25 protein-coding genes are annotated in these 26,379 nt (G+C 46.9%); 24 read left to right on the top strand and 1 reads right to left on the bottom strand.

Going from position 1 to position 26,379, the window contains the following annotated elements:
* Window positions 1–267: 267 nt before the first annotated feature.
* Window positions 268–1,914, top strand: coding sequence for a cellulase family glycosylhydrolase (locus BUA17_RS11500; protein ID WP_139295651.1), 1,647 nt, complete (start codon window positions 268–270; stop codon window positions 1,912–1,914).
* A 204-nt stretch (window positions 1,915–2,118) separates the two neighbouring features.
* The gene (locus tag BUA17_RS11495) at window positions 2,119–3,057 is read left to right on the top strand and encodes an aldo/keto reductase family protein (protein ID WP_072733682.1); all 939 of its coding nucleotides are present in this window, start codon (window positions 2,119–2,121) and stop codon (window positions 3,055–3,057) included.
* Window positions 3,058–3,189: 132 nt separating this feature from the next.
* Here the strand turns inward: BUA17_RS11495 and BUA17_RS11490 are convergent, their stop codons facing one another.
* Entirely contained in the window at window positions 3,190–4,317 is a 1,128-nt protein-coding gene (locus BUA17_RS11490; RefSeq protein WP_072733681.1) for a GGDEF domain-containing protein, read from the bottom strand.
* Between the two features lie 275 nt (window positions 4,318–4,592).
* Here BUA17_RS11490 and BUA17_RS11485 point away from each other — a divergent pair, with 275 nt between their 5' ends.
* The 22 genes from BUA17_RS11485 to BUA17_RS11380 all read left to right on the top strand — a co-directional run bounded on the left by BUA17_RS11485 (window position 4,593) and on the right by BUA17_RS11380 (window position 25,975).
* Entirely contained in the window at window positions 4,593–4,988 is a 396-nt protein-coding gene (locus tag BUA17_RS11485) for a Fur family transcriptional regulator (protein ID WP_063567221.1), read from the top strand.
* Window positions 4,964–5,770, top strand: a complete 807-nt coding sequence (locus BUA17_RS11480; RefSeq protein WP_072733680.1) for a winged helix-turn-helix transcriptional regulator — start codon at window positions 4,964–4,966, stop codon at window positions 5,768–5,770. Before BUA17_RS11485 ends, BUA17_RS11480 begins: the two co-directional genes overlap by 25 nt.
* 316 nt (window positions 5,771–6,086) lie before the next feature.
* Window positions 6,087–7,550, top strand: a complete 1,464-nt coding sequence (locus BUA17_RS11475; protein WP_072733679.1) for a catalase — start codon at window positions 6,087–6,089, stop codon at window positions 7,548–7,550.
* 248 nt (window positions 7,551–7,798) lie between these two features.
* Complete coding sequence (locus BUA17_RS11470; protein WP_063567224.1) at window positions 7,799–8,215, top strand: BlaI/MecI/CopY family transcriptional regulator; 417 nt, start codon at window positions 7,799–7,801, stop codon at window positions 8,213–8,215.
* Window position 8,216: 1 nt separating this feature from the next.
* The gene (locus BUA17_RS11465; RefSeq protein WP_063567225.1) at window positions 8,217–9,077 is read left to right on the top strand and encodes a M56 family metallopeptidase; all 861 of its coding nucleotides are present in this window, start codon (window positions 8,217–8,219) and stop codon (window positions 9,075–9,077) included.
* Between the two features lie 40 nt (window positions 9,078–9,117).
* On the top strand, window positions 9,118–9,528 hold the full coding sequence (locus tag BUA17_RS11460) for a DoxX family protein (RefSeq protein WP_063567226.1): 411 nt from the start codon (window positions 9,118–9,120) through the stop codon (window positions 9,526–9,528).
* Between the two features lie 224 nt (window positions 9,529–9,752).
* Window positions 9,753–10,454 (top strand): pirin family protein, encoded by a 702-nt coding sequence (locus BUA17_RS11455; RefSeq protein ID WP_063567227.1) that lies wholly within the window; start codon window positions 9,753–9,755, stop codon window positions 10,452–10,454.
* Between the two features lie 48 nt (window positions 10,455–10,502).
* On the top strand, window positions 10,503–10,838 hold the full coding sequence (locus BUA17_RS11450; protein ID WP_063567228.1) for a hypothetical protein: 336 nt from the start codon (window positions 10,503–10,505) through the stop codon (window positions 10,836–10,838).
* A gap of 241 nt (window positions 10,839–11,079) precedes the next feature.
* A complete protein-coding gene (locus BUA17_RS11445; RefSeq protein ID WP_063567229.1) occupies window positions 11,080–12,033 on the top strand; it encodes an ABC transporter permease in 954 nt (317 codons plus the stop codon).
* Window positions 12,030–12,998 carry an iron chelate uptake ABC transporter family permease subunit gene (locus tag BUA17_RS11440; RefSeq protein ID WP_269453530.1) on the top strand — a complete coding sequence of 323 codons (969 nt, stop codon included), beginning with the start codon at window positions 12,030–12,032 and terminating at the stop codon, window positions 12,996–12,998. Before BUA17_RS11445 ends, BUA17_RS11440 begins: the two co-directional genes overlap by 4 nt.
* Window positions 12,992–13,750: an iron ABC transporter ATP-binding protein gene (locus BUA17_RS11435; RefSeq protein WP_072733678.1), complete on the top strand. Its 759-nt coding sequence runs from the start codon at window positions 12,992–12,994 to the stop codon at window positions 13,748–13,750. Before BUA17_RS11440 ends, BUA17_RS11435 begins: the two co-directional genes overlap by 7 nt.
* 41 nt (window positions 13,751–13,791) lie before the next feature.
* Entirely contained in the window at window positions 13,792–14,778 is a 987-nt protein-coding gene (locus BUA17_RS11430; protein ID WP_072733677.1) for a siderophore ABC transporter substrate-binding protein, read from the top strand.
* A gap of 304 nt (window positions 14,779–15,082) precedes the next feature.
* Complete coding sequence (locus tag BUA17_RS11425) at window positions 15,083–16,543, top strand: spore germination protein (protein ID WP_240321539.1); 1,461 nt, start codon at window positions 15,083–15,085, stop codon at window positions 16,541–16,543.
* A gap of 4 nt (window positions 16,544–16,547) precedes the next feature.
* Entirely contained in the window at window positions 16,548–17,747 is a 1,200-nt protein-coding gene (locus BUA17_RS11420) for a Ger(x)C family spore germination protein (protein WP_072733676.1), read from the top strand.
* Entirely contained in the window at window positions 17,740–17,961 is a 222-nt protein-coding gene (locus BUA17_RS11415; protein ID WP_063567234.1) for a hypothetical protein, read from the top strand. Before BUA17_RS11420 ends, BUA17_RS11415 begins: the two co-directional genes overlap by 8 nt.
* A 50-nt stretch (window positions 17,962–18,011) precedes the next feature.
* Complete coding sequence (locus BUA17_RS11410; RefSeq protein WP_072733675.1) at window positions 18,012–19,217, top strand: GerAB/ArcD/ProY family transporter; 1,206 nt, start codon at window positions 18,012–18,014, stop codon at window positions 19,215–19,217.
* Between the two features lie 129 nt (window positions 19,218–19,346).
* Window positions 19,347–20,183, top strand: a complete 837-nt coding sequence (locus BUA17_RS11405; protein ID WP_063567236.1) for a uroporphyrinogen-III synthase — start codon at window positions 19,347–19,349, stop codon at window positions 20,181–20,183.
* A 274-nt stretch (window positions 20,184–20,457) separates the two neighbouring features.
* The gene (locus BUA17_RS11400) at window positions 20,458–21,180 is read left to right on the top strand and encodes an SDR family oxidoreductase (protein WP_240321537.1); all 723 of its coding nucleotides are present in this window, start codon (window positions 20,458–20,460) and stop codon (window positions 21,178–21,180) included.
* A 35-nt stretch (window positions 21,181–21,215) separates the two neighbouring features.
* On the top strand, window positions 21,216–21,854 hold the full coding sequence (locus BUA17_RS11395) for a ThuA domain-containing protein (RefSeq protein ID WP_063567237.1): 639 nt from the start codon (window positions 21,216–21,218) through the stop codon (window positions 21,852–21,854).
* Between the two features lie 72 nt (window positions 21,855–21,926).
* Window positions 21,927–22,304, top strand: coding sequence for a phasin family protein (locus tag BUA17_RS11390; protein WP_053782782.1), 378 nt, complete (start codon window positions 21,927–21,929; stop codon window positions 22,302–22,304).
* On the top strand, window positions 22,305–23,975 hold the full coding sequence (locus BUA17_RS11385; protein WP_063567238.1) for an ABC1 kinase family protein: 1,671 nt from the start codon (window positions 22,305–22,307) through the stop codon (window positions 23,973–23,975). It abuts the gene before it with no gap.
* A gap of 548 nt (window positions 23,976–24,523) precedes the next feature.
* Window positions 24,524–25,975 carry a SulP family inorganic anion transporter gene (locus tag BUA17_RS11380; protein WP_063567239.1) on the top strand — a complete coding sequence of 484 codons (1,452 nt, stop codon included), beginning with the start codon at window positions 24,524–24,526 and terminating at the stop codon, window positions 25,973–25,975.
* Window positions 25,976–26,379 lie beyond the last annotated feature (404 nt).

Below are 26,379 nucleotides of genomic sequence, written 5' to 3'. Positions count from 1 at the left end.
TAATTCAAATTCATTATAATTCCAATTGAAAACGATTACAAGTTATAACCGATTGAAACAATAATTGGGATAGTGGAGGAATAAAGGGTTTAATATTCAATAAAATGTAATCGATTTCACTAACTCCAGTTGTGATAAATAGCGGACATCCATGGATTGTCCCCCTCGTACACCCGCTGTTTATATAGCATTACCGTTACCTGTCGTGAGTGCTGCATCCTGGTTCAGTCATACCTCAAGATATGACCATTTAAAGGAGGCGTCAACATGTTGAAGAAGAGCACTATTATGCTATTGTGCAGCTGTCTGCTGCTGGGACTGCTGGCTTCGGCCGTAGGTTCACCGAAGGCCAGTGCGGCTTTTGGATCAGGGGATTTCCTGAAGGCTAACGGGACGGTTGTTCGCAATAATTCGGGTACAGGCAACGTGGTAAATCTGCGTGGTACAAACTTGGGTGGCTGGCTGCTGCAGGAAGAATGGATGACGCCATCCGGGGCGGTAGATGAATACACGCTGCGTCGCACGTTGACGAATCGTTTTGGTGAATCGGGTGCACAGAGCCTGATCAATGGATATCAGGACAACTGGATTCAGGCTGGTGATCTGGATAACATCAAGAACTGGGGCATGAACGTTGTGCGTGTGCCGATCTATTGGGAGGATTTTATGAACACCAGCGGTGTCATGAAGCCTGATTCGGTTACGTTCCGCAAACTGGATTGGCTGATTGATGAAGCGGGCAAACGGAACCTGTATGTCATTCTCGATCTGCACGGTGCACCGGGAGCCGCCTGTCCATGGCATTCCTGCGGTCAGGAGAATTCCAACCAACTGTGGACTAATTCTACATACCAGAACTGGACTATTCAGATCTGGGAACGGATGGCGACACGTTACAAAGGTAATCCAACTGTTGCCGCGTACGACCTGCTCAATGAACCTCTGGTAACCATGGGAACGGGTGAAAATGCAGCTCAAATCAAGCAAAAGATGGATTTCTATGACCGGATGTACAAAGCCGTCCGTGCCAAGGATGCCGATCACATGATCATCATCGCAGCATTCTTCGACTGGTGGGCAGCTTCACCACCAACGACTTATGGCTGGACGAATGTGATGTATCAGACGCACCATTATCAATTCACGGATTATAACAACTGGGATCTGACCAATTCGGAGATGGATCGCTGGCTGAAGGATATGGCGTCCTATCAGAAGAATTGGAACGTTCCGGTGTTAGCGGGCGAGTTCTCGTTTGGTCAGGATGATCTGACCGAGAAGTGGCTGTCTGGTCTGAATGCACTGAATGCTTCATGGACGAACTGGAGTTATAAGGTCAAAGGCGGCGGAACTTGGGGCTATTACAATAACAACAACAACCCGGCACCGAACCTGAATACGGACAGCGCGGCAACAATTGCTTCAAAATGGAGCAAGTTCACAACGGCGAACTTTGCCTCTAATACTTCGTTCCAGAATGTGGTCAAAAAACATACGGGAACGGCTCCTTTTACAGAGACATGGTCCAGCCTGAAAGCCAATGCCAACGGCACATTTGTTAGCGCAGAGAATGGCGGTGCAGATGCACTGGTAGCCAATCGGGATACTGCCGGACATTGGGAGCGGTTCAAAATCATCCAGAATTCGGATGGTACGGTATCCTTCCTGTCGATGAGCAACATCAAATATGTGCAAGCAGATCTGAATAATGGCGGGCGCTTGATCGCCTCGGCCACGTACCCATCCACATGGGAGAAGTTTACCCGTGAAGATCTGGGTGGGGGATTGGTGGCCTTCAAATCCGTGGCGAACGGTAAATATGTCAGTGCGGATCTGAATAACGGAGGCGTGCTGTCTGCCAATCGTAACGCTGTGGGCGGAGCATGGGAACAATTTATCGTAACAGCTAACTAAGATTAACTAGTGCCCATTCATTAAAATGTGGTGACTGGGTAATATTTGACGCGTGTCGTGGCTCCGCTCTTTTAGCGGAGCTTTTCATATTCATCCCTATCAATATCCCAAATTCTTCTCCAAAGCCCTTTTAATCCGAGCCGAATACGATACAATAGAAAGGGAACTTCATCATTAATCAGTTTAGAGGAGGATGTGCATTCAATGGAATACCGTAGATTAGGTGGAAGCGGACTGAAAGTAAGCGAGATTAGCCTGGGTAGCTGGCTGACATACGGAGGATATGTGGAACGTGAAAACGCGGTGAAATCAATTGAAGCCGCATTCGATGAAGGCATCAACTTTTTCGATACAGCCAATGTGTACGAGCGGGGTGCAGCAGAAGAACTGCTGGGGCAGACGTTGAAAGCGTATTCCCGCGATTCCTATGTCCTTGCAACCAAGGTTTTTGGCAAAATGGGTGACGGTCCAAATGACCAAGGGTTATCACGTAAACATATTAAGGAACAATGCGAAGCCAGCTTGCAACGGCTAGGTGTTGATTATGTAGACATATATTATTGCCATCGCTATCATACCGAAACACCGATTGAAGAGACACTGCGAGCACTTGACGATCTGGTGCGTCAGGGCAAGGTGCTCTACGTAGGTGTTAGTCAATGGACCGCGGCACAGATGGAAGCTGCGCTGGGTACCGCTGACCGCCTGTTGCTGGATCATATCGTGGTGAACCAGCCGGTATACAACATGTTTGACCGTTACATCGAAAGTGAAATCATCCCTTTGGGTGAGCGCAAAGGTATTGGACAAGTCGTCTACTCCCCGCTTGCACAAGGATTGTTGACCGGGAAATACACTTCGGTGTCCGATATTCCCGAGAACAGCCGGGCAGCGAAGCTGGGATGGGATGAAGGGAAAATTAATGCTGACCGGATTGGCAAGGTTCGTCAGTTGATTGAAGTGGCGGAAAAGCTGGACTTGAAGGTTGGTCAATTGGCTCTGGCGTGGATTCTGCGTCAAAATAACGTGTCCAGTGCGCTTGTAGGGGCAAGTCGCCCTGAGCAGGTGAAAGAGAACGCTGCCGCTTCCGGTGTGAAGCTGGATGCTGCCATCGTTGAAGAAATCGAACAAATCTTAGCTTAAGGCGAACTCAACCTCACAGGTTGCTTTTTACCCGTACGCGAGTTGATTCGAATGCTGCAAAATGTTGAGATAAGAAAGGGATGTCCTGGCTAGCCTGATAGGCTATGAGGACATCCCTTTTTTGGTTTGAGATTAGAATGGGCTTTGGCCGCCGGAGAGCGACCTGGAACGCAGCGGAATGGCACATACGCGGTTCCTGCCCGTATTCTTGGCTTCATATAATGCACGGTCTGCCTGTTCAAAGAAATCGTTATCATCCCGGTCGTCGCAGTGATCCGGAAAAACAGCGACCCCTATGGAGATGGTCAGCCGGATCGTATTGCCATCAGGCAGCGCAAAATGGTACTTCTCGACCGATTGTCTGATGGACTCGGCAATGGCCATGGCTTGGTGATGACCACAATCGAGCAATAGTATAGCGAATTCCTCGCCTCCGTTTCGAGAGACGATATCCGCTGAGCGGGTATGCTCAATGAGCAATTGTCCGAGTTGTTTCAGAACCGCATCACCTGAAGTATGACCGAAAGTATCATTTACTTTTTTGAAACGATCGATGTCGATGACCAACAGGGATAGTTTTTGCTTGTACTCACGAGCCCGTTCCAGTTCCAACTCAAGTGATTTCTCAAATTGTCTGCGATTACTGAGATTGGTAAGATGGTCGGTGGTTGCTTTTCGTTCGAGCAGGAACAACATCTCATTCGATTTATTAATGAATTCTGCGATGAAATAAATAAAGATTCCACCGACAAAAGAAATGGTCATCTGTAAAGGATATACTTTCATTAATGAGTTCATGCTGGTTGTATTCAGCATCAGGATCACAAAGATCAGCGTCATACCCAGCAGGTTCATGGTAATAATTTTGGTTAATCTCGACCAGGGAGCATAGGCAAAATATACACCGGATAGTCCGATAATCGTCATGACGAATGCTGCATCGATGGCAGCGGATGACATTCCAAACATGACAATACGCAGGATGGAAATGACAAGTCCCGAGATGACCGAAGCCAGTCCTCCTAAATATACGGCTGCTGTGACGATAGCCAAATGACGCAAATCCACAATGGTAGTTTCATTTAAAGGAAAGGAATAATTCATCAGTACCGTTCCATAGATCCCGAACAGCAGACCACCGATCATCTGAACACGCATCGAGGGAAAGGGCACGCGGATACGATAGAATTTGGCTATGATTCCGGACACATACATGAACGTGATCATGACACAGAGATTGACGAAAAACGTGCTTAGCAACAAGCATCCCCCCTTTAGCGCACATTACTATATTTTAGCTGAAAAGCAGTATAGTAGCGAACCATATTATCCCAAATGAGAGCAACGGATGCTTAGAAGAGGCTTGGCTATAAGTATTCATGAATAAAATAGTCGGATATTGACTTCATTGTGCAATGAGATTTATACTTAATCTAAATCAAAATTGATTTTGATGTTTCAGGGAATCATAGCAATCAGTAGATTGCTGTGTCATCTTATATACTATTGAATGGGTTAATAAAGGAGAATTGCTGGTGAGAACTCTAAATCTGACGATACAGCGTCAAGCTGTTTACGATGTAGTCCGTCATTCCGAAGACCATCCAACGGCAGCAGAAGTGATGAACCGTCTGGTGGAGCAAGGTTATAATTTGGCTTATGGTACGGTATATAATTCGCTCCGATATTTAACGGATAAAGAGTTGATTCGAGAACTCAAGTTAGGCGAGACGGCCAGTCGTTATGATGCCCGCATGGACGATCATCAACATATTATGTGTGAAGTATGTGGCAAGGTGGATGAAGTCATGACGGAGGTTCCTCCGCAATGGATGAAGCAAGTCGCGGAGGAAACCGGGTATGCGATTGATCACGCTCATGTGGTCTTTGGAGGTGTCTGCGCGGAATGCAGAAACAAACGGGTCAAGTAAAAATCAACCTGTCCGGTCGTCGTTTGCCGCTCCGGGTCAAGCCTGCCCTTGCGGATCCAACTCCCCTTGTGGATAATTGCCCGGTTACGAGACGGGTCATTCTGATTAGTCCTATGCCAGGGCAAGTACATGAGCTGGTTAAGGCACTTACGGATAGCTGCTTCGATGTGCTGGTGTTCCACCGCTGGGAGCCTGATTTGCATGAACGGCTTGTATTTGATCTGTTGATCTATGACCTGTCTGTTGCTGGAACCATTGATGCTTTTGCCGGTATCAGCAGCCGATTGAATCGTGAAGCGGAACATGCAACACCCTGTCTGTATCTGGTGGGGGAGAAGATGATTGGCAGTGCCAGTGGCCCGATGCTTCAGGAGGAATTACTGGTCTGGCCAGCCCGTCCGCAGGAAGCGTTGTATCGTGTGCAACGCATGATCGGCAACAGTCCTGCAGCACCGAAACGTGGATTTCTACCTCAGGAAGGCCAACGCATCGCTTTCAAGGATCTATGGCTGGATCGTGAGCGGATGAGTGTGCACCGGAACAATGACCGCATTCACCTGACCAAGACAGAGTATGATCTGCTGCTGAAGCTGATTGATGCCAAAGGTGCAGTGATTTCCCGTGAGGAGATGCTCAGCGATATTTGGGAGACTGATTTTACGGGTGGAAGCAATGTGGTGGATGTTCATATCAAAAGCTTGCGCAAAAAACTTGGCGATAACGCGGCTTCGCCTCAATATATAGTAACGGTAAGAGGAGTGGGCTACCGCCTGGCGGATTAGTCCGCTTTTTTTTTGTGTGGACACATTGCGCTGTTCATGTCACTCGTATGCGGGTATATCCACTAGAGAGAGTAGATCAAGCAATCGGAATGGATCAATGCTCATCTTACTCCAAGTTGATGTTCATATTTCATTCATGAAACGAACAAGAAACTCATCTTAATCTCATACGAACCTCATGCAAGGGGCGAGTGGGACATGTTAGAATCAATTTAACAGTTAGATCAAGTCTAAATGTATATTTAAAGCGATGGCGAATATGATTTTAATAGAGTATATACAGCAGGCATGAGACCAACATGAGGAGGATAACGATATGACAGAACGCATGACAACCAATCAGGGCGCACCCGTAGGTGACAACCAAAACTCCCGTACCGCAGGAAGAAGAGGTCCCACATTGCTTGAGGATTATCATCTTCTTGAGAAGATCGCACACTTTGACCGTGAACGTATTCCGGAACGGGTCGTTCATGCAAGAGGTGCTGGCGCACATGGCGTGTTTACGCTGGAGAAGAGCATGAAGGCTTATACGACAGCCGATTTCTTACAAGACCCGGGCACAGAGACGGATGTACTGGTGCGGTTCTCCACGGTAATTCACGGTACGGGTTCACCGGAGACAGCGCGTGATCCACGTGGTTTTGCCGTGAAGTTCTACACGCGTGAAGGGAACTATGATATTGTGGGTAACCATTTGCCCGTCTTTTTCATCCGTGATGCCATGAAGTTCCCGGATATGGTTCATTCCCTGAAGCCTGCGCCGGATACGAATATCCAGGACCCTGCACGCTACTGGGACTTCATGACACTGTCACCGGAGTCGACTCATATGATGACTTGGTTGTTTTCCGATCTGGGTACGCCAGCAAGTTACCGTGAAATGGATGGATTCGGCGTACACGCCTTCAAATGGATTAATGCTCAAGGGCAAGTCCATTATGTCAAATACAAGTGGGAATCGGCTCAAGGCGTGCGAGGCTTCTCACGTCAAGAGGCAGCTGAGGTACAAGGACAGGATTTCAACCATGCCACCCGGGATTTACACGATCATATCAAAAACGGTCAATACCCGCAGTGGAAGCTGCAGGTACAGTTGTTGAAGCCGGAGCAGATGGATGATTTCGCCTTCGATCCGCTTGACCCAACCAAGACTTGGCCGGAAGATGTACTACCGTTCCAGACGATCGGAACCATGACATTGAACCGTAATCCACAAAACTTCTTCGCAGAAGTGGAGCAAGCAGCCTTTTCACCAAGCGCTTTGGTGCCTGGAATTGAGCCTTCCGAAGATAAATTGCTGCAAGGTCGTCTGTTCTCTTATCCGGATACACAGCGCCACCGGCTCGGACCGAACTATTTGCAGATTCCGGTGAACTGCCCTTATGCTCCAGTTCGCAATCATCAGCGTGATGGATTGATGAATGTGAGTCAGGACCCGTCCCCGGTAAATTATGAACCGAACAGCTCGGGCAACAGCCCGGAAGAAGCACCGGAATACCGTGACAGCCAGGTTCCGTTAGAGGGTCATGTTACGCGTGAGAAAATTGAGAAGACCGATAACTATACGCAGTCAGGGGAGTTGTTCCGTTCATTCACGGCGGTGGAGCAGCAACATTTGCTCGATAACCTGATCAATGACTTGAAGGTAGTACCGGAACAGACCCAGCTTCGTGCTTTATGCCATTTCTTCCAGGCAGATGGACAGCTCGGTGGTCGTTTGGCTCATGGACTTGGTGTGGATATCTCCGCATTTATGCCCTCACAGGATCGCAATTAAATAAAAGCACTGATTTCATCATTATTTCAGAAATGAATAATCGATTTATGAATTAGACCGGGCAGGACTGCAGAATAGCAGACCTGCCCGGTCTTTAGACTTTTTTTAGCTGTAAACCGAACTTGTGCATCAAAATGATGTTCTGAAATGGAAAACATATTTACAAATCATTTACAATAAATAGCTGACATAGAGGTTGACTTCTCGTTTGTTGGCACTACAATGAGTAGTGTGAGGGGTGTCTGAACATGAGAATACACAATTTTAAAGTGGGTGAGCGTGGGCTGAACCGGTTTTTCGGTCCGCTGGAGGCGAAGATTATGGACATTCTATGGGCGCGTCCAGGCAGCAGCATTCGCGAAGTGCAAACCGCACTAGAAAAAGATAAAGACGTTAATTTCAATACAGTCATGACGGTGATGAATCGCCTCGTGGACAAGGAGCTGCTCCACAAGTCGCAGAAGGGCCGAACGTCACTGTACCATCCGGTACAGAGCAGGGAGGAGTTTATGAACGACCAATCCAAGGAATTGTCACATGAGTTGGTGGATGAATTCGGGGCACTTGCTGTGAATCACATGCTGGATGCGCTGGATGAAGCAGATGCAGGGCTGATTGAGCGGCTGGAGCAGAAGATTAAGCAATGGAAAAAGGATAGCGATTGACATGTGGAAGGCCCGCTCGAAGCTGTTGTTTACCGTCGGGTTTGGCATTCCGTTATTCGTGTTCATGCAGATGTTCATGTACGCGATGTACAAAATATTTGGTTGGGACATTCCGTTTAATCTGCTCTGGCTATGTAATCACTGGATGAGCAGGCTGGGTTGGTTATCCATGGGGCATGTTCTTATGGCACTGGTGCTCCTGACGTTTGCCGGTACAGGCTGGCTGCTGTTCGATCGCATGATCAAGACAAGTGCAGCGGTACGGAAGCTTCGGTCGTTGGAAGACGGGGCCATGTCTCGTAAACTTGAGGCGCGGTACCGTCAACTGAAACAACCTCGATTCATTGTGGTGGACAAGCCGTCACCGGTTGCATTTACGATTGGTCTGTGGAAACCCTGTATAGTGCTTTCCACAGGGCTGCTCACGATGCTGGATGCTGAAGAAGAAAGAGCAGTTGTGTACCATGAGGTGCATCATCTGTGGCATCGTGATCCACTCAAGACGACATTGCTTTCGGTATTTGCCGTCATGATGCCTTATATTCCGGTGTTAAAGCATACTTCAAAACATTACAATATCATTCGAGAAATTCTGGCTGACAATGAAGCGATTGAACGTACGGGGAACGCCGCGGGCATTGGTAGTGCACTGCTCAAACTGATCCGAGCTTGCCCTGAACCTTGGAGGATTAGAGAGACAGCTATTCAATCGTCTTTTGCCGATACTTCGGTGAATGTACGTATTTCCCGTCTATTAGACCCGGAACAGGATGTTACGCTGACGCTTCCCCGCTATGCGGTATTCATTTCTGCCACAGTGATCCTGCTGCTGTCTGTCTTGTTTGTTTGGTCAATTGGTTGAAATTTAACGTTGAACTTAAACTCCAAGGAGGAAGATGAATATGAATAGAAGTGTGGAGATTGGGTTATTTTTCTCAAGGATCATGATTGGTCTCATCTTTGTATTACATGGTTGGAGCAAATTCGAAGGTGGAATTAGCGGTACAGTCGGTTTCTTTGAAAGTATCGGCATTCCTGGTTTTCTGGCATCGGTTGTGGCGATCATTGAATTGGTGGGTGGTGCAGCCATGATTCTGGGGTTAGGAACACGTGTATTTGCTGCGTTGTTCATCGTAGTTATGGGTGGGGTTCTGCTTACTGCCAAAGTAGGGCAGCCGTTCATGAGTGGTACCGAGTTTGATTACCTGCTGCTGGCGGGTTCATTGACACTACTCTTCACAGGCAGCCGTTTCCTGGCGGTGGATCATTTCTTCTCTAGACAAGGGAACGCTCGACAGAATGTGAGTGCATAACGGGTATATCACCATCGAGTAGGGATGGACTAACAATTTCATTCAAGCAGGTATATCCTGTATAGAAGCCTTTTCTCGCTAGTTCGGATACGCGTAATTATACGTGTGAACCATTCGAACCGGGAGAAGGCTTTTTGTTTTGGACGAAAAGCCCATCGATTTGGTACAATGAGAATAAGTATGCTACTAAGAAAAAATAAGAGAACATATAGGAGGATGTCTTTATGATTAACGTCATTCCATCCGATTCCCGTTCCAGCTTCGACCGGGGCTGGCTGCGCGGCAATCACAGCTTTTCCTTTGGTGAATACCAGGACCCGGAGAATACTGCGTTTGGACCCATGCGGGTAGCTAACGATGATGTAATTGCCCCTGGTCGTGGTTTCGGGGCACACCCGCATAGTGATATGGAGATTGTGTCCATCGTTCTGAACGGGAAGTTGCGTCATGAAGATAACCTGGGCAATGTGGCTGTTACATCATTTGGTGGAATTCAGCGCATGTCAGCAGGCAGTGGTATGATCCATACCGAACACAATGCCTCCGATTCTGAAGAAGTGCGTATATTACAGCTTTGGTTCATGCCACATACGAAAGGGCTTGAGCCGTCTTATGAGACAACTTCTTTTGATCCAGACGCACTCGCGGGAGCACTCGTACCCGTGGTATCCCCTGAAGGTGGGGCGCGTATCGCATCCATTCAACAGGATATGACCATCTATCTTGGCCGATTGGCTGCAGGTCAGACTTTAACATATGAACAGGCTGCAGATCGCCGCATGTACATTTTTGCCATTGAAGGAAAGCTTGGCTTGAACGGAGAGTATCAGCTAAATGAAGGGGATACGGCTCGTGTGGAACAGACGACATCCATGAACCTGGATGCAAGCGAGGACGCTTTCTATATGTTGATCGATCTGCCCTAGATTACCGAAATAGATTGAAACTCCAAGATCAAAGGAGGAATTACGTTTATGACGCAGCAGGAATGGTTCATGGTTAAGCATGCAGTGACAGGGCGAGGGTTAGTGAACAGCAAAACAGATTCGATGTCCTATCGCTATCAAAGAGAAGGCACTGGGTTTGTTTTTACCGTGACGGGTCTGGAACAACAGGTGGTAGATAGCATTATGGAGCTTAGACAGGAGCTCAATGTGTTTCGATTTGTACAGCGTAAAGATCAGCCCTTGGTGAAGCACTGGTATTACGTTCAGGGAGACCGGGTGCAGTATGATGGAGAAAGCCATACATTGACGATATATGCGGAATCTGAGATCCGCTATGTTCCTGAAGATTATTTTGCCGACTAACTGAATCATTAAAAAGGCCTTCCAATTGGAAGGCCTTTTTCCTTATATACAATTAAACTTGAATTATATGTGTTTCAGGTTGTTTCATGAAATTTAGAAAAAGAGAAGCAGAGGAAGGTTGACATGACGAAATTAATATCGATATAATTACTCTAATTGATAATGAGTATCAATATCAAGTTGAACTAAGTAGAGCAGCTACAAGTGTTTTACGGCTATTGGTGAGGGGATTAGTAGAGAGATGAAGTTAGGCTATATGTTGATCGTGCTGGCTTTTTTGTCTATCGTGTACCTGTTTATTGGCAATTCAGCAATTTCGCCCATGGATATATTTCATTTGACCCCAGTCCAGCTTCAGGTGTTACAAGTCAGTCGTTTTCCCCGTCTAGTCAGCATCCTTGTCGCAGGTATCAGTATGAGTGTCATTGGACTAATCATGCAGCAGCTGACACGCAACCGATTTGTTTCTCCGACAACGGCCGGAACAATGGACTCAGCCCGGTTAGGTATCCTTGTTACTTTGATGTGGTTTCCCGGTGCTTCTCCACTGCAAAAAATGTTGGTCGCTTTTGCCTTCGCACTGGCTGGAACGCTAATTTTTATGCGGATACTGGAGAAAGTCAAATTCAAGGATACGATATACATTGCTCTCCTTGGTTTGATGTTTGGCAATATTGTAAGTTCAGTCACGACCTTTTTTGCTTACAAAAACGATTTGATCCAGAACATGTCGTCCTGGCTGCAAGGTGACTTCTCCACGATTATGAAGGGACGTTATGAACTGATCTATATCAGTATTCCGCTGCTCATTATCGTATATCTGTTCGCTAATCGCTTTACACTTGCGGGCATGGGTGAAGATTTCTCAACCAACCTTGGACTGGCTTATCGTAAAGTGGTTAATCTCGGACTGATTCTGGTTGCCATGGTTTCAGCGGTCGTCATTATTACGGTAGGTACAATCCCGTTTCTGGGTCTTGTAGTACCAAATATTGTGACGTTGTATAAGGGGGACAACTTGCGGGATACATTGCCTCATACGGCAGTGCTCGGTGCGATTTTTGTTCTGGTCTGCGATATTTTGGGTCAATTGATTATTTATCCTTATCAGCTCTCCATCAGTTTGACTGTGGGAGTTGTAGGTAGCGTGCTGTTTCTGTATTTATTGCTTCGAAGAAAGGCTTATGAATCATGAGAATGAAGTATACGGCGAATACCTGGAAGTTTGGCATTTTGATTGCAGCGGCAGTGTTGTTAATTGGTGTATTTCTGGTCATTCAATCCGGGGGCAACTGGGATTATATTCTGCCTCGCAGAGGGAAAAAGATTCTTGCCATTGTGCTCACAGGTGCCTGCATCGCGTATTCCACTGCCATTTTCCAAACGATAACCAACAACCGAATTCTTACGCCTGGCATTATGGGGCTCGATTCCCTGTATATGTTGTTTCAGACCTTTGCCGTGTTTGTGTTTGGGAGCACGCATATCAGCTTTGTGAACAAAAATCTTAACTTTGCGGTATCTGTTCTGTTAATGAGTCTGTTTGCTCTACTCCTGCATCAGTTCATGTTCCGTAGAGAACGGGGGCGCAATATCTATTTGCTGCTGCTCGTTGGCCTTATTCTGGGTACGCTGTTTCAAAGCATGTCCTCCTTTATGGAGGTGCTGATTGATCCCAATGAGTTCCTTGTGCTGCAGGGCAAGATGTTTGCGAGTTTTAACAATGTGAATACGGATTTGCTGATCATCTCAATGGTGGCCATTATTTTGATCCTGCTGTATGCACAGAGGTTTACCAAATATCTCGACGTACTGTCCCTCGGCAAAGATCACGCGGTTAATCTTGGCGTGGACTATCAATACATCGTGAAAAGGTTGCTGCTGGTTGTGATGGTTCTGGTGTCGATCTCCACAGCGCTGGTCGGCCCAATCATGTTCCTGGGACTGCTGGTCGTGAATCTGGCGCATCAGATATTCCGATCACATCGTCATAAAGTGCTGATCTGGGGTTCAGTCATTATAGCCGTGGTTTCATTGGTCGGTGGACAGCTCATTGTAGAGCGAGTATTTACTTTTGCCACTACAGTAAGTGTCATTATCAATTTTGTAGGCGGTGTGTACTTCATCTATTTACTGCTAAAGGAGAATAAGTCGTGGTAGAAGTCAGAAATGTAACCAAACAATACGGCGGCGTCCGGGTAGTGGATGACGTATCACTGAATATTGCCAAAGGGAAAATCACTTCATTTATTGGTCCCAATGGTGCAGGCAAAAGCACACTGTTATCCATGATCACCAGGCTAATCAGCAAGGATACAGGACAAGTCCTGATCGAAGGGCAAGAGATCGAAGGCTGGAAGAACAAGGATCTGTCCAAAAAAATATCAGTTCTCAAACAATCCAATCACATAAATATCAGGTTGACGGTGGAGGACCTAGTTGCTTTTGGCCGTTTTCCTTATTCACAAGGAAGACTCACGGCAGAGGATCGGCAGTGGATTCAGGAAGCCATCGATTATATGGAGCTGACTCCATTCCGCAAAAAGTATTTGGATGAGCTAAGCGGTGGACAGCGGCAACGGGCTTACATTGCCATGGTTATCGCGCAGAACACCGAGTATATTCTCCTCGATGAACCCTTGAATAATTTAGACATGAAACATTCCGTGCAGATTATGAAGGTGCTTCGCAAAATGGTGGATGAATTGGGCAAGACCATTGTTATTGTCATTCATGACATCAATTTTGCCTCCTGTTATTCAGACTATATCGTTGCACTTAAAGATGGGCGTGTCGTGCAGGAAGGTAAGACGGAGGACATCATTGATACGGATGTATTGCAGAAAGTATATGACATGCACATCCCTGTGCAATGGATTGATGGGCGTAAGATTTGTGTGTATTTTGCTTGAAAAAGTTAAACCAATATAGAGAGAGCGAGAGGTGTCTATTTATGAAAAAGGGTTGGTTGTTTACGTTGCTTGTGGTGATGTCGGTTGTTCTGGCAGCTTGCGGTGGAAGTAAAACAGCAGAAAATACAGGTGCCAGCAGTGGCACTGGATCAGAAGCGAATGCAGCAGCAGATCAGTCCAATGATGAAATCGTCATTAAACATAAACTTGGCGAAACAACAGTGAAGAAGAATCCGGAGAAAGTGGTTGTATTCGACTATGGTGTGCTGGATACATTGGATCAGCTTAGAGTAGAGGTTGCCGGTGTACCTCAGGAGGGAGTTCCCTCTTATCTGGAAAAGTATAACGATGCAAAGTACGCCAATGTTGGCGGTTTGAAAGAGGCTGATTTTGAGAAAGTAAATGCTTTGAAGCCTGACCTGATTATCATCTCAGGACGACTGCAAGACTCCTATGAAGAGCTGAGCAAGATTGCACCGACCATTTATATGGCGGTAGACACAGAAGATTATATGAACTCCCTGACTTCGAATGTGAAGACGCTTGGAGAGATCTTTGGTAAAGAAAAAGAAGCAGAAGAGGCACTGGCATCCATTGATACCTCTGTTAAAGCTTTAAATGATAAAGTAACGGCTGCTGGAAAGAATGCACTGGTTGTTCTGACGAACGAAGGCAAATTGAGTGCTTATGGTGCAGGTTCCCGATTTGGTATCATTCATGATGTGTTCGGTTTTACTCCGGCAGATGCAAATATTGAAGTGTCGACCCATGGACAAAGCGTTTCATTCGAATATGTTATGGAGAAAAATCCGGATTATCTGTTCGTGGTAGATCGGAGTGCAGTGGTTGCAGGCAGTGGTGAGGCAACGCCTGCCAAACAGGTGGTCGAGAATGATTTGGTCAAAAATACGAATGCTTATAAAGACGGACACATTGTTTATCTTGACCCAGATTACTGGTACTTGTCCGGCGGTGGTTTGGAATCCATTCAGGAAATGATTAAAGAAGTGGACAAGAGTATCAATTAAGTGAATGAAGATTTGATGCAAACTTTTGATGAAACCCCAAAGGTCTCTGTAATTCATACAGAGGCCTTTTTTGTTGTCTGAAATGAAGATGCCATTGGATATTTTATAAAAAGACCACATAATTCTGCGCGCTCTGGCACAAGCTACCTTGTATAAAAAAACAGGAACGGAGGGGCGGCATATGGCGGACAAAACATCAGGGAAAGATGGTTCCAAGGATTCAGAAAAGAAGAAACACATCCCCTTAGGGCTGCCGTCTCCCCCTATTCTGAAACAACCGATAGGCCTTTCACATGAAAGCCATATGTTGGCACTGGAAGACATTTTCTCGGATTGCTCGGATGTGATCTTCCGCAATGTCAAGATTTCACCTGAAGTGGAAGGACTACTGGTGTACATCGAAGGCATCGTGAATTCGACGGATATTCAGGATCATATGCTTCGGCCTCTGATTCGTGGTCTGATCGAACAACGAACCGATGAACCTGCAGCTCCTCTGGATGATACACGTATCGCCCTGACGCAGGTGAAGAAAGTGGATACCTGGGCAGACGCAGCGGATGGTGTGCTTGAATCCTCTGCACTTCTGTTGATCAACGGAAGCAAGGAGGCTTGGCTATTCAACGTCAAGGGCGGCATGCGGCGCGGTGTCGAGGAACCCCAGACCGAGTCGGTTATCCGCGGGCCACGCGAAGGCTTCACCGAAACATTGCGCGTAAACACAGCTCTGCTTCGTTTCAAGCTGAAAACACCTGGGCTTAAGATGTTAAGCATGACGATTGGAACCGAGACCAAAACCAATATAGTCCTGTCCTACATCGATGATATTGCCGATCCCAAGCTGATTAAGGATGTCAAAAAACGCCTCAACAAGATTAAGATCGATGGGATTCTTGAGTCCGGGTATATTGAGGAATTGATAGAGGATCATCCGTATTCCCCTTTTCCGCAGATGCATTATACCGAACGTCCAGATACAGTTGCAGGTAACTTGCTGGAAGGGCGATTTGCCATCTTTGTGGATGGTAGCCCGTTTGTCCTTATAGCCCCAGTAACCATGTGGCAGATGCTTCAGGCGAGTGAGGATTATTACGAACGGTTCTTTATCAGCAATCTGGTGCGGTGGATTCGGTTTTTGTTTGTAGCTATCGCGCTATTTCTGCCTGCACTCTATATCGCCATTACAACCTTCCATCAGGATATGCTGCCGACCACGTTGATTCTGAGTATTGCCGGGGCAAGGGAGGCCATTCCGTTCCCTGCACTGGTTGAAGCCCTCATTATGGAGCTATCATTCGAGGCTTTGCGAGAAGCGGGGGTCAGGTTACCCAAAACGGTAGGTCAGGCCGTCAGCATTCTGGGGGCACTCGTGATTGGACAGGCAGCGGTTCAAGCGGGTATCGTCTCTGCACCCATGGTTATTATCGTATCCATGACAGGGATTGCGTCTTTCACGATCCCTCGTTTTAACTTTGCCATTACGGTTCGTTTACTGCGTTTTCCGATTATGCTGCTTGCCGGAGCGCTTGGTTTATACGGCATTGTGTTCGGACTGGTGCTGATCTCGGTTCATCTGACGCAAATGACTTCTTTCGGTGTACCGTATTTGTCGGGCCTCAGTCCCTACAGCAAAAAGGATACCAAGGATATTGTTATTCGTGCACCATGGTGGAAAATGATCAATCGTCCTTCAACGGTTCATCGTGACCAGCAGCGGATGAATGAGAAAATCAACGGTTCACCTGAAGCTGAGGAGGGGTGGTAAGCACATGTTTTTTGTCCATAAACGGCATGTTGTCGCCATCATGCTCCTATGTACCATTTTCATATCAGGGTGCTGGGATCGGAAGGAAATTAATGATATAGCTTTTGTGATTGGTCTCGCCATCGACAAGGAAGAGGATAATTACAGAACCAGTCTGCAAATTGCCCTTCCCGGCCAATCCGGTTCCACTGGAAGTGAGGGTGGTGGTGGGGGCACAAGTGGCGATAAATCGTGGTTCATGTTATCCAATACAGCCAAAACGTTGCGCGGAACATCTATTGAAGGCCAAAAGGCACTTTCCCGTGAGCTTTATTATGCACATCGGCGTACCATGCTGATCGGAGAGGAGCTTGCACGTGAAGGCGTTGCTCCCATGCTGGACCTACTTACGCGTTACCCGCTTAACCGACTCTCTGCTCTACCTATTGTTACCAAAGGTTCTGCTTACAAGGTGCTGAATACCGATGCGCCGATTGAAAAATTTCCTTCGGAAATGGTACGTGAACTGTGCTTTCTGAATATGCGCAGACCACGTTCTCTCAAGACGTTCACGGATGCGATTCTTTCCGAGGGGGTAGATCCATTCCTGCCTGTCGCCTCGACCGTTGACAATGTGCCGAGCAACTGGAAGGACGTCAAGACGAACATCAAGTTGGATGGACTCGCCATCTTTAAGAAGGACAAACTGATAGGCATGATTGAAAAAGCGCCTGCTGGTGCACTTATATTGGCTATGGGTGAAGCTAACGAGCCAGAAATTATGGTTAAGGCTCCTCGTGGGAAAGGTGATATTTTCATCAAGCTGAACGAAAACAACTCTACATTACATCCTCATATTGAAAATGGAAAAATATTGGTGACGATTGAACTTTATGCCAAGGGAGTCTTGGTGGACAACGAGTCGAACTACGGTGACCTGAGAGAGCAAGAGATTAAGAACCTGAATCAAGCACTTCATCAGAAAATCCAGGATGACATCAAGGAAGGGATAAGGCTGATTCAGAAAGAATATCCTGCCGATATTTTGGGTTTGGGTCGCTCGATTCACCAACATCTGCCCAAAGAATGGGACAAGGTTAAGGATCGTTGGGATGATATTTATCCGAGTGTAAAAGTTGTGGTTGAACCACATATCGTTATTGAAAATGTAGGAGTTATCAACAAACCGTTTGGATTACCTGAGGAGGATATCGTCCATGATTAAGCCGCTGCTGTTCACTTATTTGGGTATAGTCGTTGCCGTAATCATCATGGACTTCAAACATTTGAAGCAGGCAGCGGCTATTAATCGCTGGTTATCCTACGGACTGATCGCCATCAGCGCCGGGATTTGGTTCTATGTAACGAATTTGAGCAAAACAGTCTTCGTCACGACATGGCTTACCCAATTCATTCAGCGGTGGCTACCGTTACCATAAGGCTTTTTCAACGAATAAGCATGAAAGATAAGACAGAAAGGAGGTATTCCATGAATCAAAAAGTGACCAGTCGTCAGTTGGTGCTGCTCATCATGCTGCTCAGTATTACAGGTACGTTGATTCAGCCCCATGCACAAGCCATCTTTTATGCTGAACAGCACGCCTACTTATCCTATATCCCCGTGTTTCTTGTCATGGTGGCATCCCTATGGATGTTAAGCCGTGTTCAGCGACGGTTCCCCGATCAGGATCTGTTTGAATCTCTGGTGGAGCGTTTCCCCTTTTTGGGACGTGTGACAGGACTGTTGTATATCCTGTTTTTTCTCTTTATATTTGCCCGTGATATCCGCCTAATCGGTGACTATGTAAGCATTACCTTGCTGGAGACGACCCCGATTTCCATAATTTTATTGACCCTGTTGGTCATGGCTGTTTTTATCGTGAGGGGAGGGCTAGGGTCCTTAATTGGGATGTCAGAGCTGTATGTTACTTTGTTTATGCTGAATTCGTTGATTTTGCCGTTTATGCTTATTCAGCAAATAAACATGGATAATCTCATGCCGTATTTTGACATTGATGTTGCGGGTGTTGGCAAAGGAAGCTGGTACATATTTTCCTTTTTTGGAGAGATGATTGCAATTCCCTTTGTAATTAAGGGAAGTGATTTCCGATTCAAGTCGGTCATGTGGGGGATTACGATCGCAGCCCTGTTAATGATTCTGATTATCGTCGAAACTATCTTGGCAGTGGGGGTACCCATCGCATCCAGGTTGGTATATCCCTCCTATGAGCTTGCAAGGCAGCTGCAAATCAGTGATTTCCTTGATCGGTTTGATCTTGCACTAGCAGCGGCAACTCTACCTACAATGATTACCAAAATTGCATTTGATCTGTACTTTGTCTGTTGGGGAATGAAACGAATGATTCCAAAAGTTTCGGGTAAAGTGATGACAGGACCCGTGGCTTTGGTTGGTTACGTGTGTAGTTTCTGGTTTTTCAAAAACGCGGTTCAGCTCTTTCGCTTTACAAGGGAATGGACATGGATTGGGATTGTGTTCGAGATACTATTTCCCATCATACTCTTTGTGTTCCTTCGTCCTCGCAAAAATGGTGCGAAAAATCGTCAAGCAACGGATGACCAGAAGCAAAAGCAGCAACCAAAAGAGGATAAACAAGGGAAAGCATCACAGGAACGAGATGAGCCTGACAAAAGTAAACGTGATGGACATCAGGGTGGAGAACTACAGCCTTCCTGATATATCCCATCAAAAATCGTTATAGATGAACCGCCGAAAAGAGGGGAAACTCGGTTTCCCTCCATAGAAGTACCCTGTATACTGTAGTCAGACTGATGACTTTCGGCTGAATTAACGGGGGGAACATGGATGGCTCAACATTTGGCAGGTATACGCGTAGCATTGACCGGACCACGAAAATCCAAAGAGATGTCTTTGCTGGTTGAGAAAATGGGCGGGATTCCACTAGTCCGACCTGCACAGGGAACTGTTTTTCTGGACGATCGTAATATTCGAGATGGTCTGGTATCCTGGATATCCGACCCGCCAGACTGGACGGTATTAACCACGGGTATGGGATTGGACGCTATTTTTGATATGGCTGAGGATATGGAGATTGCTGATCAATTGCTGGACGTATTATCGGAATCCTTGATTGCAGCAAGAGGGTACAAAACAGTCAATGCACTCCGAAAACGTAAACTGACACCGCTGGTACGGGATGATGATGGCAGCACAGACGGGCTGATTCGTGAATTTGCGCCTCATGAACTTAAGGGACAGAAGGTCATGTTGCAACTGCATGGGGAAACCGCGCCCAAGTTGGTCGGTTGGCTGGAGGAACAAGGGGCGCAAGTACGTCAGGTGCTTCCTTATCGTCACGTCCCGCCCGAAGAGGGCGAACTGGAACAGTTGTTGAATGAAATTTTGCTGCATGAGGTGCATGCTGTCGCGTTTACTAGTGGGCCGCAAGTGCGGTTTTTGGTTGAATACGCGGCGTCAAAGGGCAAGCTCGAATCCATGCAGGAAGCCTTCCGGCAAGGCGTAGTGCCTGCTTCGGTGGGTAGGGTTACGGCAAACGCAATGCGTGAAGAAGGTATTGAGGCGCTCGTAGTCCCAGAGGATGAGAAGATGGGGGCACTAATCGTTGAACTGGGGCGTTATTACGCTGCCCGATCTGCGGACAAGGCTCAACTGCTGCAATAATATGTGATCCCGCCTGGAGTCATATTAAGCGTTGAATGAAACGCATTTAAGATGCCAAGTTGTTCCCGGTTCTGATCCGATATATGGATCAGAACTTTTTTTGTTGCTTGTCTCTGTGATCGGATCATTCCCTATAAGCTGAATGAAACTGATTCAAGGGAATTCACCTGAGACTTTGGTCATGAAGTTAGTTGTACCCATTCATAATTAAAGGTTTTTGGATAATAATGTGGAATGAATTAAAGACAGATTAAGCTTGTGAGGGAGGGACAGCATGATGAAAACCGTATGTGTAACCGGGGCGGCCCGGGGACTGGGGTTAGCTCTGACGGCACAAATGCTGAAGAGAGGTTATATCGTTTATGCAGCAGGGTTGGACATGGAAGAGTCAGAAGGAATTCGTCTTCTGACGGATGCCTTTCCAAAACATTTACGCGCCATCGAACTGGACATTGCGGATGATCTGTCCGTAGCTTTGTTCACGGAGACACTTAAGCTGGATACAGAGCATTTGGATATGCTTATCAATAATGCGGCTATACTAGGAAGTATTACGGATCATATCCGCGGACCGTTAAATATGGCGGAGATGGCAGAAGTATTCAACGTAAATACCTTGGGGACATTGCGTGTGACTCATGCCCTGTTGCCCCTCCTTCTTCAAGGGACAAACAAGCTGATCGTCGATATATCTTCGGAGGCAGGCAGTATTGAGCAGTGCAGCCGGGATGGATGGTTTGCCTATTGTATGTCCAAATCTGCGTTAAACATGCAGGCCCGCCTTGTGCATAATGGTCTGAAGAATGAGGGTGGGCAAGTGATGCTGATACATCCCGGCTGGGTACAGAGTTATATGAGCGGGGAATTGAATACCGATGCAGACCTTACGCCAGATCAATCGGCTCAGCATATCACAGCACTCATCGATCGCCATAAGGAGTTCATGGGCGATCAGCCCGCGTATGTAGATTACAAGGGCGATACCCTTCCTTGGTAATTCTGTTAGAGGTAATTTGAAAGGAGTTTTTATTGATGGATCATCGTAAAAAAGCGTTATTACTTGGTGATTATACTCATCCGGACTGGCATCCGCTGCAAGGGGTGGATGCGGAAATTAGTCGGATTTTTCACGATACTATGACTGTGCAGTGCAGTGAGAATCGCAACATGCTGCTGCAAGAAAATATAACTGGATTTGATGTGTGTATCTGTTACATGGATGATTGGAAGGGGAAAGTCTCTCCACAGCAGACGGCAGGCTTATTGTCCTATGTTAGTAATGGAGGTGGACTGGTCATTATACATAACGGAATTTCGCTCCAAAATCGTTATGAGCTGAAGCAGATGATCGGTGCCAAATTCCTGCATCATCCACCTTATGCCCCACTAGAGTTCACAGTAACTGCAGAGAGCCATCCAGTGACGGAAGGCATTTCCGGATTTACGATGGAGGAAGAGCCTTATCAGTTCGAGTTCGGTTCATTTGCCGAAACGAAAATTCTGCTGGAGTATCAATCCGAAGAAGGGCCGAAGCCCGCAGCTTGGGCGCATAGATATGGTCTTGGACGCATTGTTTACTTGATGCCAGGACATCATGTACCATCTTTTGCCCATGAAACCTATCGTCAGTTAATTCTGCAGGCAGGAAAATGGGCTGCGCGCTACGTGTAGCCGTACCGTTTCTTTTGTGAGCAGCTGATTAGGGGTATACTATAGAGATCAACGAAGAGGAGGATGACAAGAATGAGCGATTTGTTCAAAAAGGCAATCTCGTTAGGGCTCGGTCTTACTGTTGTAAGTAAGGAGAAAATTGAGAAAACCGTGGATGATCTGGTTAAGCGCGGGGAACTGGCGCCTGGTGAATCCAAAGCGTTGGTTGAACGCCTGATGGAACGGGGCGATGAAGAGCAGGGCCAGTTCAAAAGAATGATTCACGAACAGGTCAAGCGCGTCCTTCAGGAAGTGGGCGTTCCATCCGAGAGTGATGTAACCAGTTTGGAACAGCGTGTTGCCGTCCTTGAGAAAAAGCTTGCGGAACTGGGTCACACACCACAGCTTCAACCTGATGTATCCCCAGCTCCACTTGAAGTTCCTCCTCTCAAAGGAAACGAGATCGAGTAGATGGCTGTGCGAATCAAACATGTCGGCAGATACCGGGAAATTGCCATGGCGCTGGTGCGTCATGGCTTCGGTTATATGGTCGAGGAGCTGGGTTTGTTCCAGCTGCTGGCCATACCCCGGCGGTGGATGTCGCGTGAAGCCCACACCACCAAGACGCTGAGTGAACGCATACGACTCGTGCTGCAGGAGCTGGGGCCGGCTTTCGTTAAGCTGGGGCAACTGGCAAGCACAAGGGCAGACTTGTTGCCCGAGTCTGTGATCCGGGAATTGGTGAAGCTGCAGGATCAGGTCCCACCGTTTTCCTCGGAGACGGCACGGGGTATTTTGGAACAGGAATTGGATACACCGCTGGAGGAGATCTTTTCCCGGTTCGAGGATACCCCTGTGGCTGCGGCTAGTATTGGACAGGTGCATCTGGGTAAACTCCGAAGCGGTGAGGCCGTAGCTATTAAGATTCAGCGGCCCGGCATATCGCGTATCGTTCAGCGCGATCTAGATATTTTACGAGAATTGACAGCGATGGCGGAGAAACGCTGGGATTGGGTGAAGCAATATCAGATCCCCCAAATGGTAGAAGAGTACGCCCAGGCACTGATGGCTGAGCTGGATTATACCGTCGAGGGACGTAATACGGAAAAGATTGCACAGCAATATCAGCAGGATAGCAAAGTGAAAATACCACTGATCTATTGGGATCAAACTTCTTCTCGTGTGCTCACCATGGAGTACATCGAAGGCATCAAGCTCAATGACCGTGACGAGTTGATTAAACGTGGGCATGATCTGAATAACATTGCGCAGCGGCTGGTGGATTCGTTGTTGAATCAGATTTTCATTCATGGATTCTTTCATGCGGATCCACATCCGGGCAATCTGATGGTTCTGAAGGATGGCAGGCTTGCCTTTATTGACTTCGGCATGGTAGGAAGTCTGAGCGATGAGATGAAGCAGCACCTGGCTTCGCTCATTATTGGATTGATGCGCAAAGATACGGACAGCATGATTCGGGCGATTGAGAAGCTGGGCATGATGCCGGATGATATGGATCTGAGAGGGCTTCATAACGATCTGGACAAGCTGCGCAGCAAATACTACGATATTCCCTTCTCCAAAATCAGCGTGGGTCAGGCATTGAATGATCTGTTCGGCGTGGCGCAGCGACATCGGGTTGTGATGCCTGCCGACATTCTGCTGCTAGGGAAATCGCTACTCACGATGGAAGGTGTCATCGAACATCTCGATCCTTCCTTGAGTATCGTAGATATGGCAGAACCATTTGGTCGAAAGCTGATCAAGGAACGCTTCAATCCTGGGAGGATCAAGAACCGTCTGTTCCGCAGTGCTGCGGATATGGCCGAAAGTGTCATGGGTCTGCCAGGACAGTTAAGGCAATTGTCTTCCATTATTAGCAAAGGTAAGCTGAGGTTGGAGATCAGTGTCCCCGAACTGGATGCGCTCATGCGCAGAATGGACCAGATCAGTAATCGGCTGTCTTTTAGTATTGTACTGCTCGCATTTTGTATCATTATGGTTGGATTGATCATCGGTTCTTCGATCAGTCACCAGTCAACCATGCTGTGGGATATTCCGGTCATTGAGATCGGTTTTCTGGTAGCCATTCTGATGGTGGCCTTCTTGCTCTATTCGATATTTAAATCGGGGAGATTTTAAGTGTAGACGTAATCAAGAGAGTCGTTAACGCTTCCTGTCAGGGGAGCATTGGCGGCTTTTTTTGTTTGGGCATGGACGGGAATATTTAAACAAGATAAACAGAGCATAACTGAGATATTTTACATAAATAAGAGATAATAAAAGATAATATACCAATTACGGATACATACTCTGTTCGTGTAGAAGAGACTCTAGGACTATAATAATAGGTCAGTACATTAACGGACCCGGTTTTTCTGAGAGGGGAAAACCTAGAGAGATTGTGATTGGCTCACGATGTCTCAAAAGCAAGACACCTGAATGTTGTAGTGGAAATAAGAGGTGCACACTGGAACGGATGAGACATGTTCAGACATGGTATCGGATAACTTATTCGGATCATGGTCAATCCAACATGTTTTCAACTTATATAGACACATTTTTGCGGGAGGGTATTCCGCTGTTTTGTGTTGTTTGTTGTAGTTGCTCAGTGACGAACCATTCCATTGCCGTTCAGGAGATAAGTCAAATTTGAGTTTAAATACGTAGGAGGACCGGCAAAGGACGATATGAATACTTTAAAACAACAATGGTTTGGTAACATTCGCGGGGACGTGCTGGCAGGTATTACGGTAGCGCTGGCGCTTATTCCGGAAGCCATTGCCTTCTCGATCATTGCGGGTGTCGATCCGATGGTGGGATTGTATGCTTCGATTACGATTGCCATCGTGATCTCGATTGCGGGCGGAAGACCGGGCATGATCTCGGCCGCAACGGGTGCTATGGCGGTACTGATGGTGGGACTCGTCAAGGATTATGGCGTGGAGTATCTTTTTGCTGCTACAATTCTGACAGGTATAATCCAGTTTATTCTGGGAATTTTCAAGGTTGGTCGGTTTATTACATTTGTGCCTCATTCGGTACTGACCGGGTTTGTGAACGCGCTGGCGATTCTGATCTTTATGGCTCAGCTGACCCATTTCACAGGTGCGAACTGGATCATGTATGCGATGGTAGCGGGTACGCTGGCGATCATTTATATTTTGCCACGGTTTTTCAAAAGTGTTCCGGCTCCACTGATTGCCATTGTGATTATGACGATCATTACGGCGCTATTACATCTGGACGTCAAAACTGTAGGGGATATGGGGAATCTTACGAGTACCCTGCCTATGTTCCATCTGCCGAATATCGACTGGTCTCTCAATACGCTAATGATTCTGCTGCCGTATTCGTTCACGATGGCTCTGGTAGGTTTGCTGGAATCTTTGCTGACTGCAACGATTGTGGATGAAATGACCGAGACCAAGAGCAGCAAAAACCGTGAAGTACGTGGTCAGGGGATTGCCAACTTTGTTAATGGCCTTTTCGGTGGCATGGGTGGTTGCGCGATGATTGGACAGTCGGTTATTAATGTGAAGTCTGGTGGTCGAGGTCGATTATCGACATTTACGGCTGGCGCTTTTCTGGCCATATTGTTGTTATTGCTTAGTGGTGTGGTGAAAGAGGTGCCAATGGGCGCACTCGTAGGTGTGATGTTTATGGTGTGCATCGGTACGTTTGACTGGAGCTCCATCAAGAACATTGCGCGTGTGCCACGTGCGGAAGCCTTCGTTATGGTAGTCACAGTTGCCATTGTGGTGTATACCCACGATCTGTCTATCGGTGTGATGGTCGGCGTTGTGCTTAGTGTGCTTCATTTTGGTTGGAAACAGACCAAGATTCGTGTGCAGGCATATGAGGAGCAGGGGCAGAAGGTCTATCGGGTCCACGGACCGTTCTTCTTCGGTTCATCTTCCCGCTTCGTCGATGAGTTCAATGCTGAGGCTGATCCGCAGGAAATCACGATTGATTTTGGTGGCTCACATATTTGGGATAATACGGCGGTTGTTGCCATTGGTAAAGTGAAGTTCAAATATGCGAAGCTGGGCAAAACGGTGCATCTGCGCGGACTGAACGAGGAAAGCTCTCGTTTGCTTGAGAAGAGCGGATTTGCTACGGTGCAAGGGCACAGTTCCTAATTCATAGCTATAGTTGAATCCAAATGAGTATCATTGATAGATGATAGGTGCTGTCCTGCAAGTCATGATGGATCATGACAGGGACGGCCCTTTTTTGTTTATATCAGCAAAATGCTTAGTTAGTTGAGGTCTATAGCGTGGCTGAAGTTCGTCACAATTTCACAGGTTTCCATGACTGCGGTATAAGGTCTGTATGATTCGTTAAGGCTTTAAACACAACGATCCGGGACATTTGTGGACAAATGCAGGAAAGTAACGCCTGATCCCCTTTTGTTTTGCTTGACTAACGTGTAAACTACAGGGTATGGAGAAGAAGAGCAACGGACCGATTGCTTTTTAAAAAATTCATTTCATAATCATGATTGATATACGGAAAACTAGTCTTGATTGAAGCCAAGTGAAAG

This window comes from Paenibacillus sp. ov031, assembly GCF_900143165.1.
Taxonomy (GTDB): Bacteria; Bacillota; Bacilli; order Paenibacillales; family Paenibacillaceae; genus Paenibacillus; species Paenibacillus marchantiae.
This window is presented reverse-complemented; position numbering and strand designations above follow the sequence as displayed.

Bases quoted from the DNA above. Each gene is read 5' to 3' on its own strand.
- BUA17_RS11500 (WP_139295651.1), top strand. From the start codon at position 268: ATGTTGAAGAAGAGCACTATTATGCTATTGTGCAGCTGTCTGCTGCTG.
- BUA17_RS11495 (WP_072733682.1), top strand. From the start codon at position 2,119: ATGGAATACCGTAGATTAGGTGGAAGCGGACTGAAAGTAAGCGAGATT.
- BUA17_RS11480 (WP_072733680.1), top strand. From the start codon at position 4,964: ATGCAGAAACAAACGGGTCAAGTAAAAATCAACCTGTCCGGTCGTCGT.
- BUA17_RS11475 (WP_072733679.1), top strand. From the start codon at position 6,087: ATGACAGAACGCATGACAACCAATCAGGGCGCACCCGTAGGTGACAAC.
- BUA17_RS11470 (WP_063567224.1), top strand. From the start codon at position 7,799: ATGAGAATACACAATTTTAAAGTGGGTGAGCGTGGGCTGAACCGGTTT.
- BUA17_RS11465 (WP_063567225.1), top strand. From the start codon at position 8,217: ATGTGGAAGGCCCGCTCGAAGCTGTTGTTTACCGTCGGGTTTGGCATT.
- BUA17_RS11460 (WP_063567226.1), top strand. From the start codon at position 9,118: ATGAATAGAAGTGTGGAGATTGGGTTATTTTTCTCAAGGATCATGATT.
- BUA17_RS11455 (WP_063567227.1), top strand. From the start codon at position 9,753: ATGATTAACGTCATTCCATCCGATTCCCGTTCCAGCTTCGACCGGGGC.
- BUA17_RS11450 (WP_063567228.1), top strand. From the start codon at position 10,503: ATGACGCAGCAGGAATGGTTCATGGTTAAGCATGCAGTGACAGGGCGA.
- BUA17_RS11445 (WP_063567229.1), top strand. From the start codon at position 11,080: ATGAAGTTAGGCTATATGTTGATCGTGCTGGCTTTTTTGTCTATCGTG.
- BUA17_RS11440 (WP_269453530.1), top strand. From the start codon at position 12,030: ATGAGAATGAAGTATACGGCGAATACCTGGAAGTTTGGCATTTTGATT.
- BUA17_RS11430 (WP_072733677.1), top strand. From the start codon at position 13,792: ATGAAAAAGGGTTGGTTGTTTACGTTGCTTGTGGTGATGTCGGTTGTT.
- BUA17_RS11425 (WP_240321539.1), top strand. From the start codon at position 15,083: ATGTTGGCACTGGAAGACATTTTCTCGGATTGCTCGGATGTGATCTTC.
- BUA17_RS11420 (WP_072733676.1), top strand. From the start codon at position 16,548: ATGTTTTTTGTCCATAAACGGCATGTTGTCGCCATCATGCTCCTATGT.
- BUA17_RS11415 (WP_063567234.1), top strand. From the start codon at position 17,740: ATGATTAAGCCGCTGCTGTTCACTTATTTGGGTATAGTCGTTGCCGTA.
- BUA17_RS11410 (WP_072733675.1), top strand. From the start codon at position 18,012: ATGAATCAAAAAGTGACCAGTCGTCAGTTGGTGCTGCTCATCATGCTG.
- BUA17_RS11405 (WP_063567236.1), top strand. From the start codon at position 19,347: ATGGCTCAACATTTGGCAGGTATACGCGTAGCATTGACCGGACCACGA.
- BUA17_RS11400 (WP_240321537.1), top strand. From the start codon at position 20,458: ATGATGAAAACCGTATGTGTAACCGGGGCGGCCCGGGGACTGGGGTTA.
- BUA17_RS11395 (WP_063567237.1), top strand. From the start codon at position 21,216: ATGGATCATCGTAAAAAAGCGTTATTACTTGGTGATTATACTCATCCG.
- BUA17_RS11390 (WP_053782782.1), top strand. From the start codon at position 21,927: ATGAGCGATTTGTTCAAAAAGGCAATCTCGTTAGGGCTCGGTCTTACT.
- BUA17_RS11385 (WP_063567238.1), top strand. From the start codon at position 22,305: ATGGCTGTGCGAATCAAACATGTCGGCAGATACCGGGAAATTGCCATG.
- BUA17_RS11380 (WP_063567239.1), top strand. From the start codon at position 24,524: ATGAATACTTTAAAACAACAATGGTTTGGTAACATTCGCGGGGACGTG.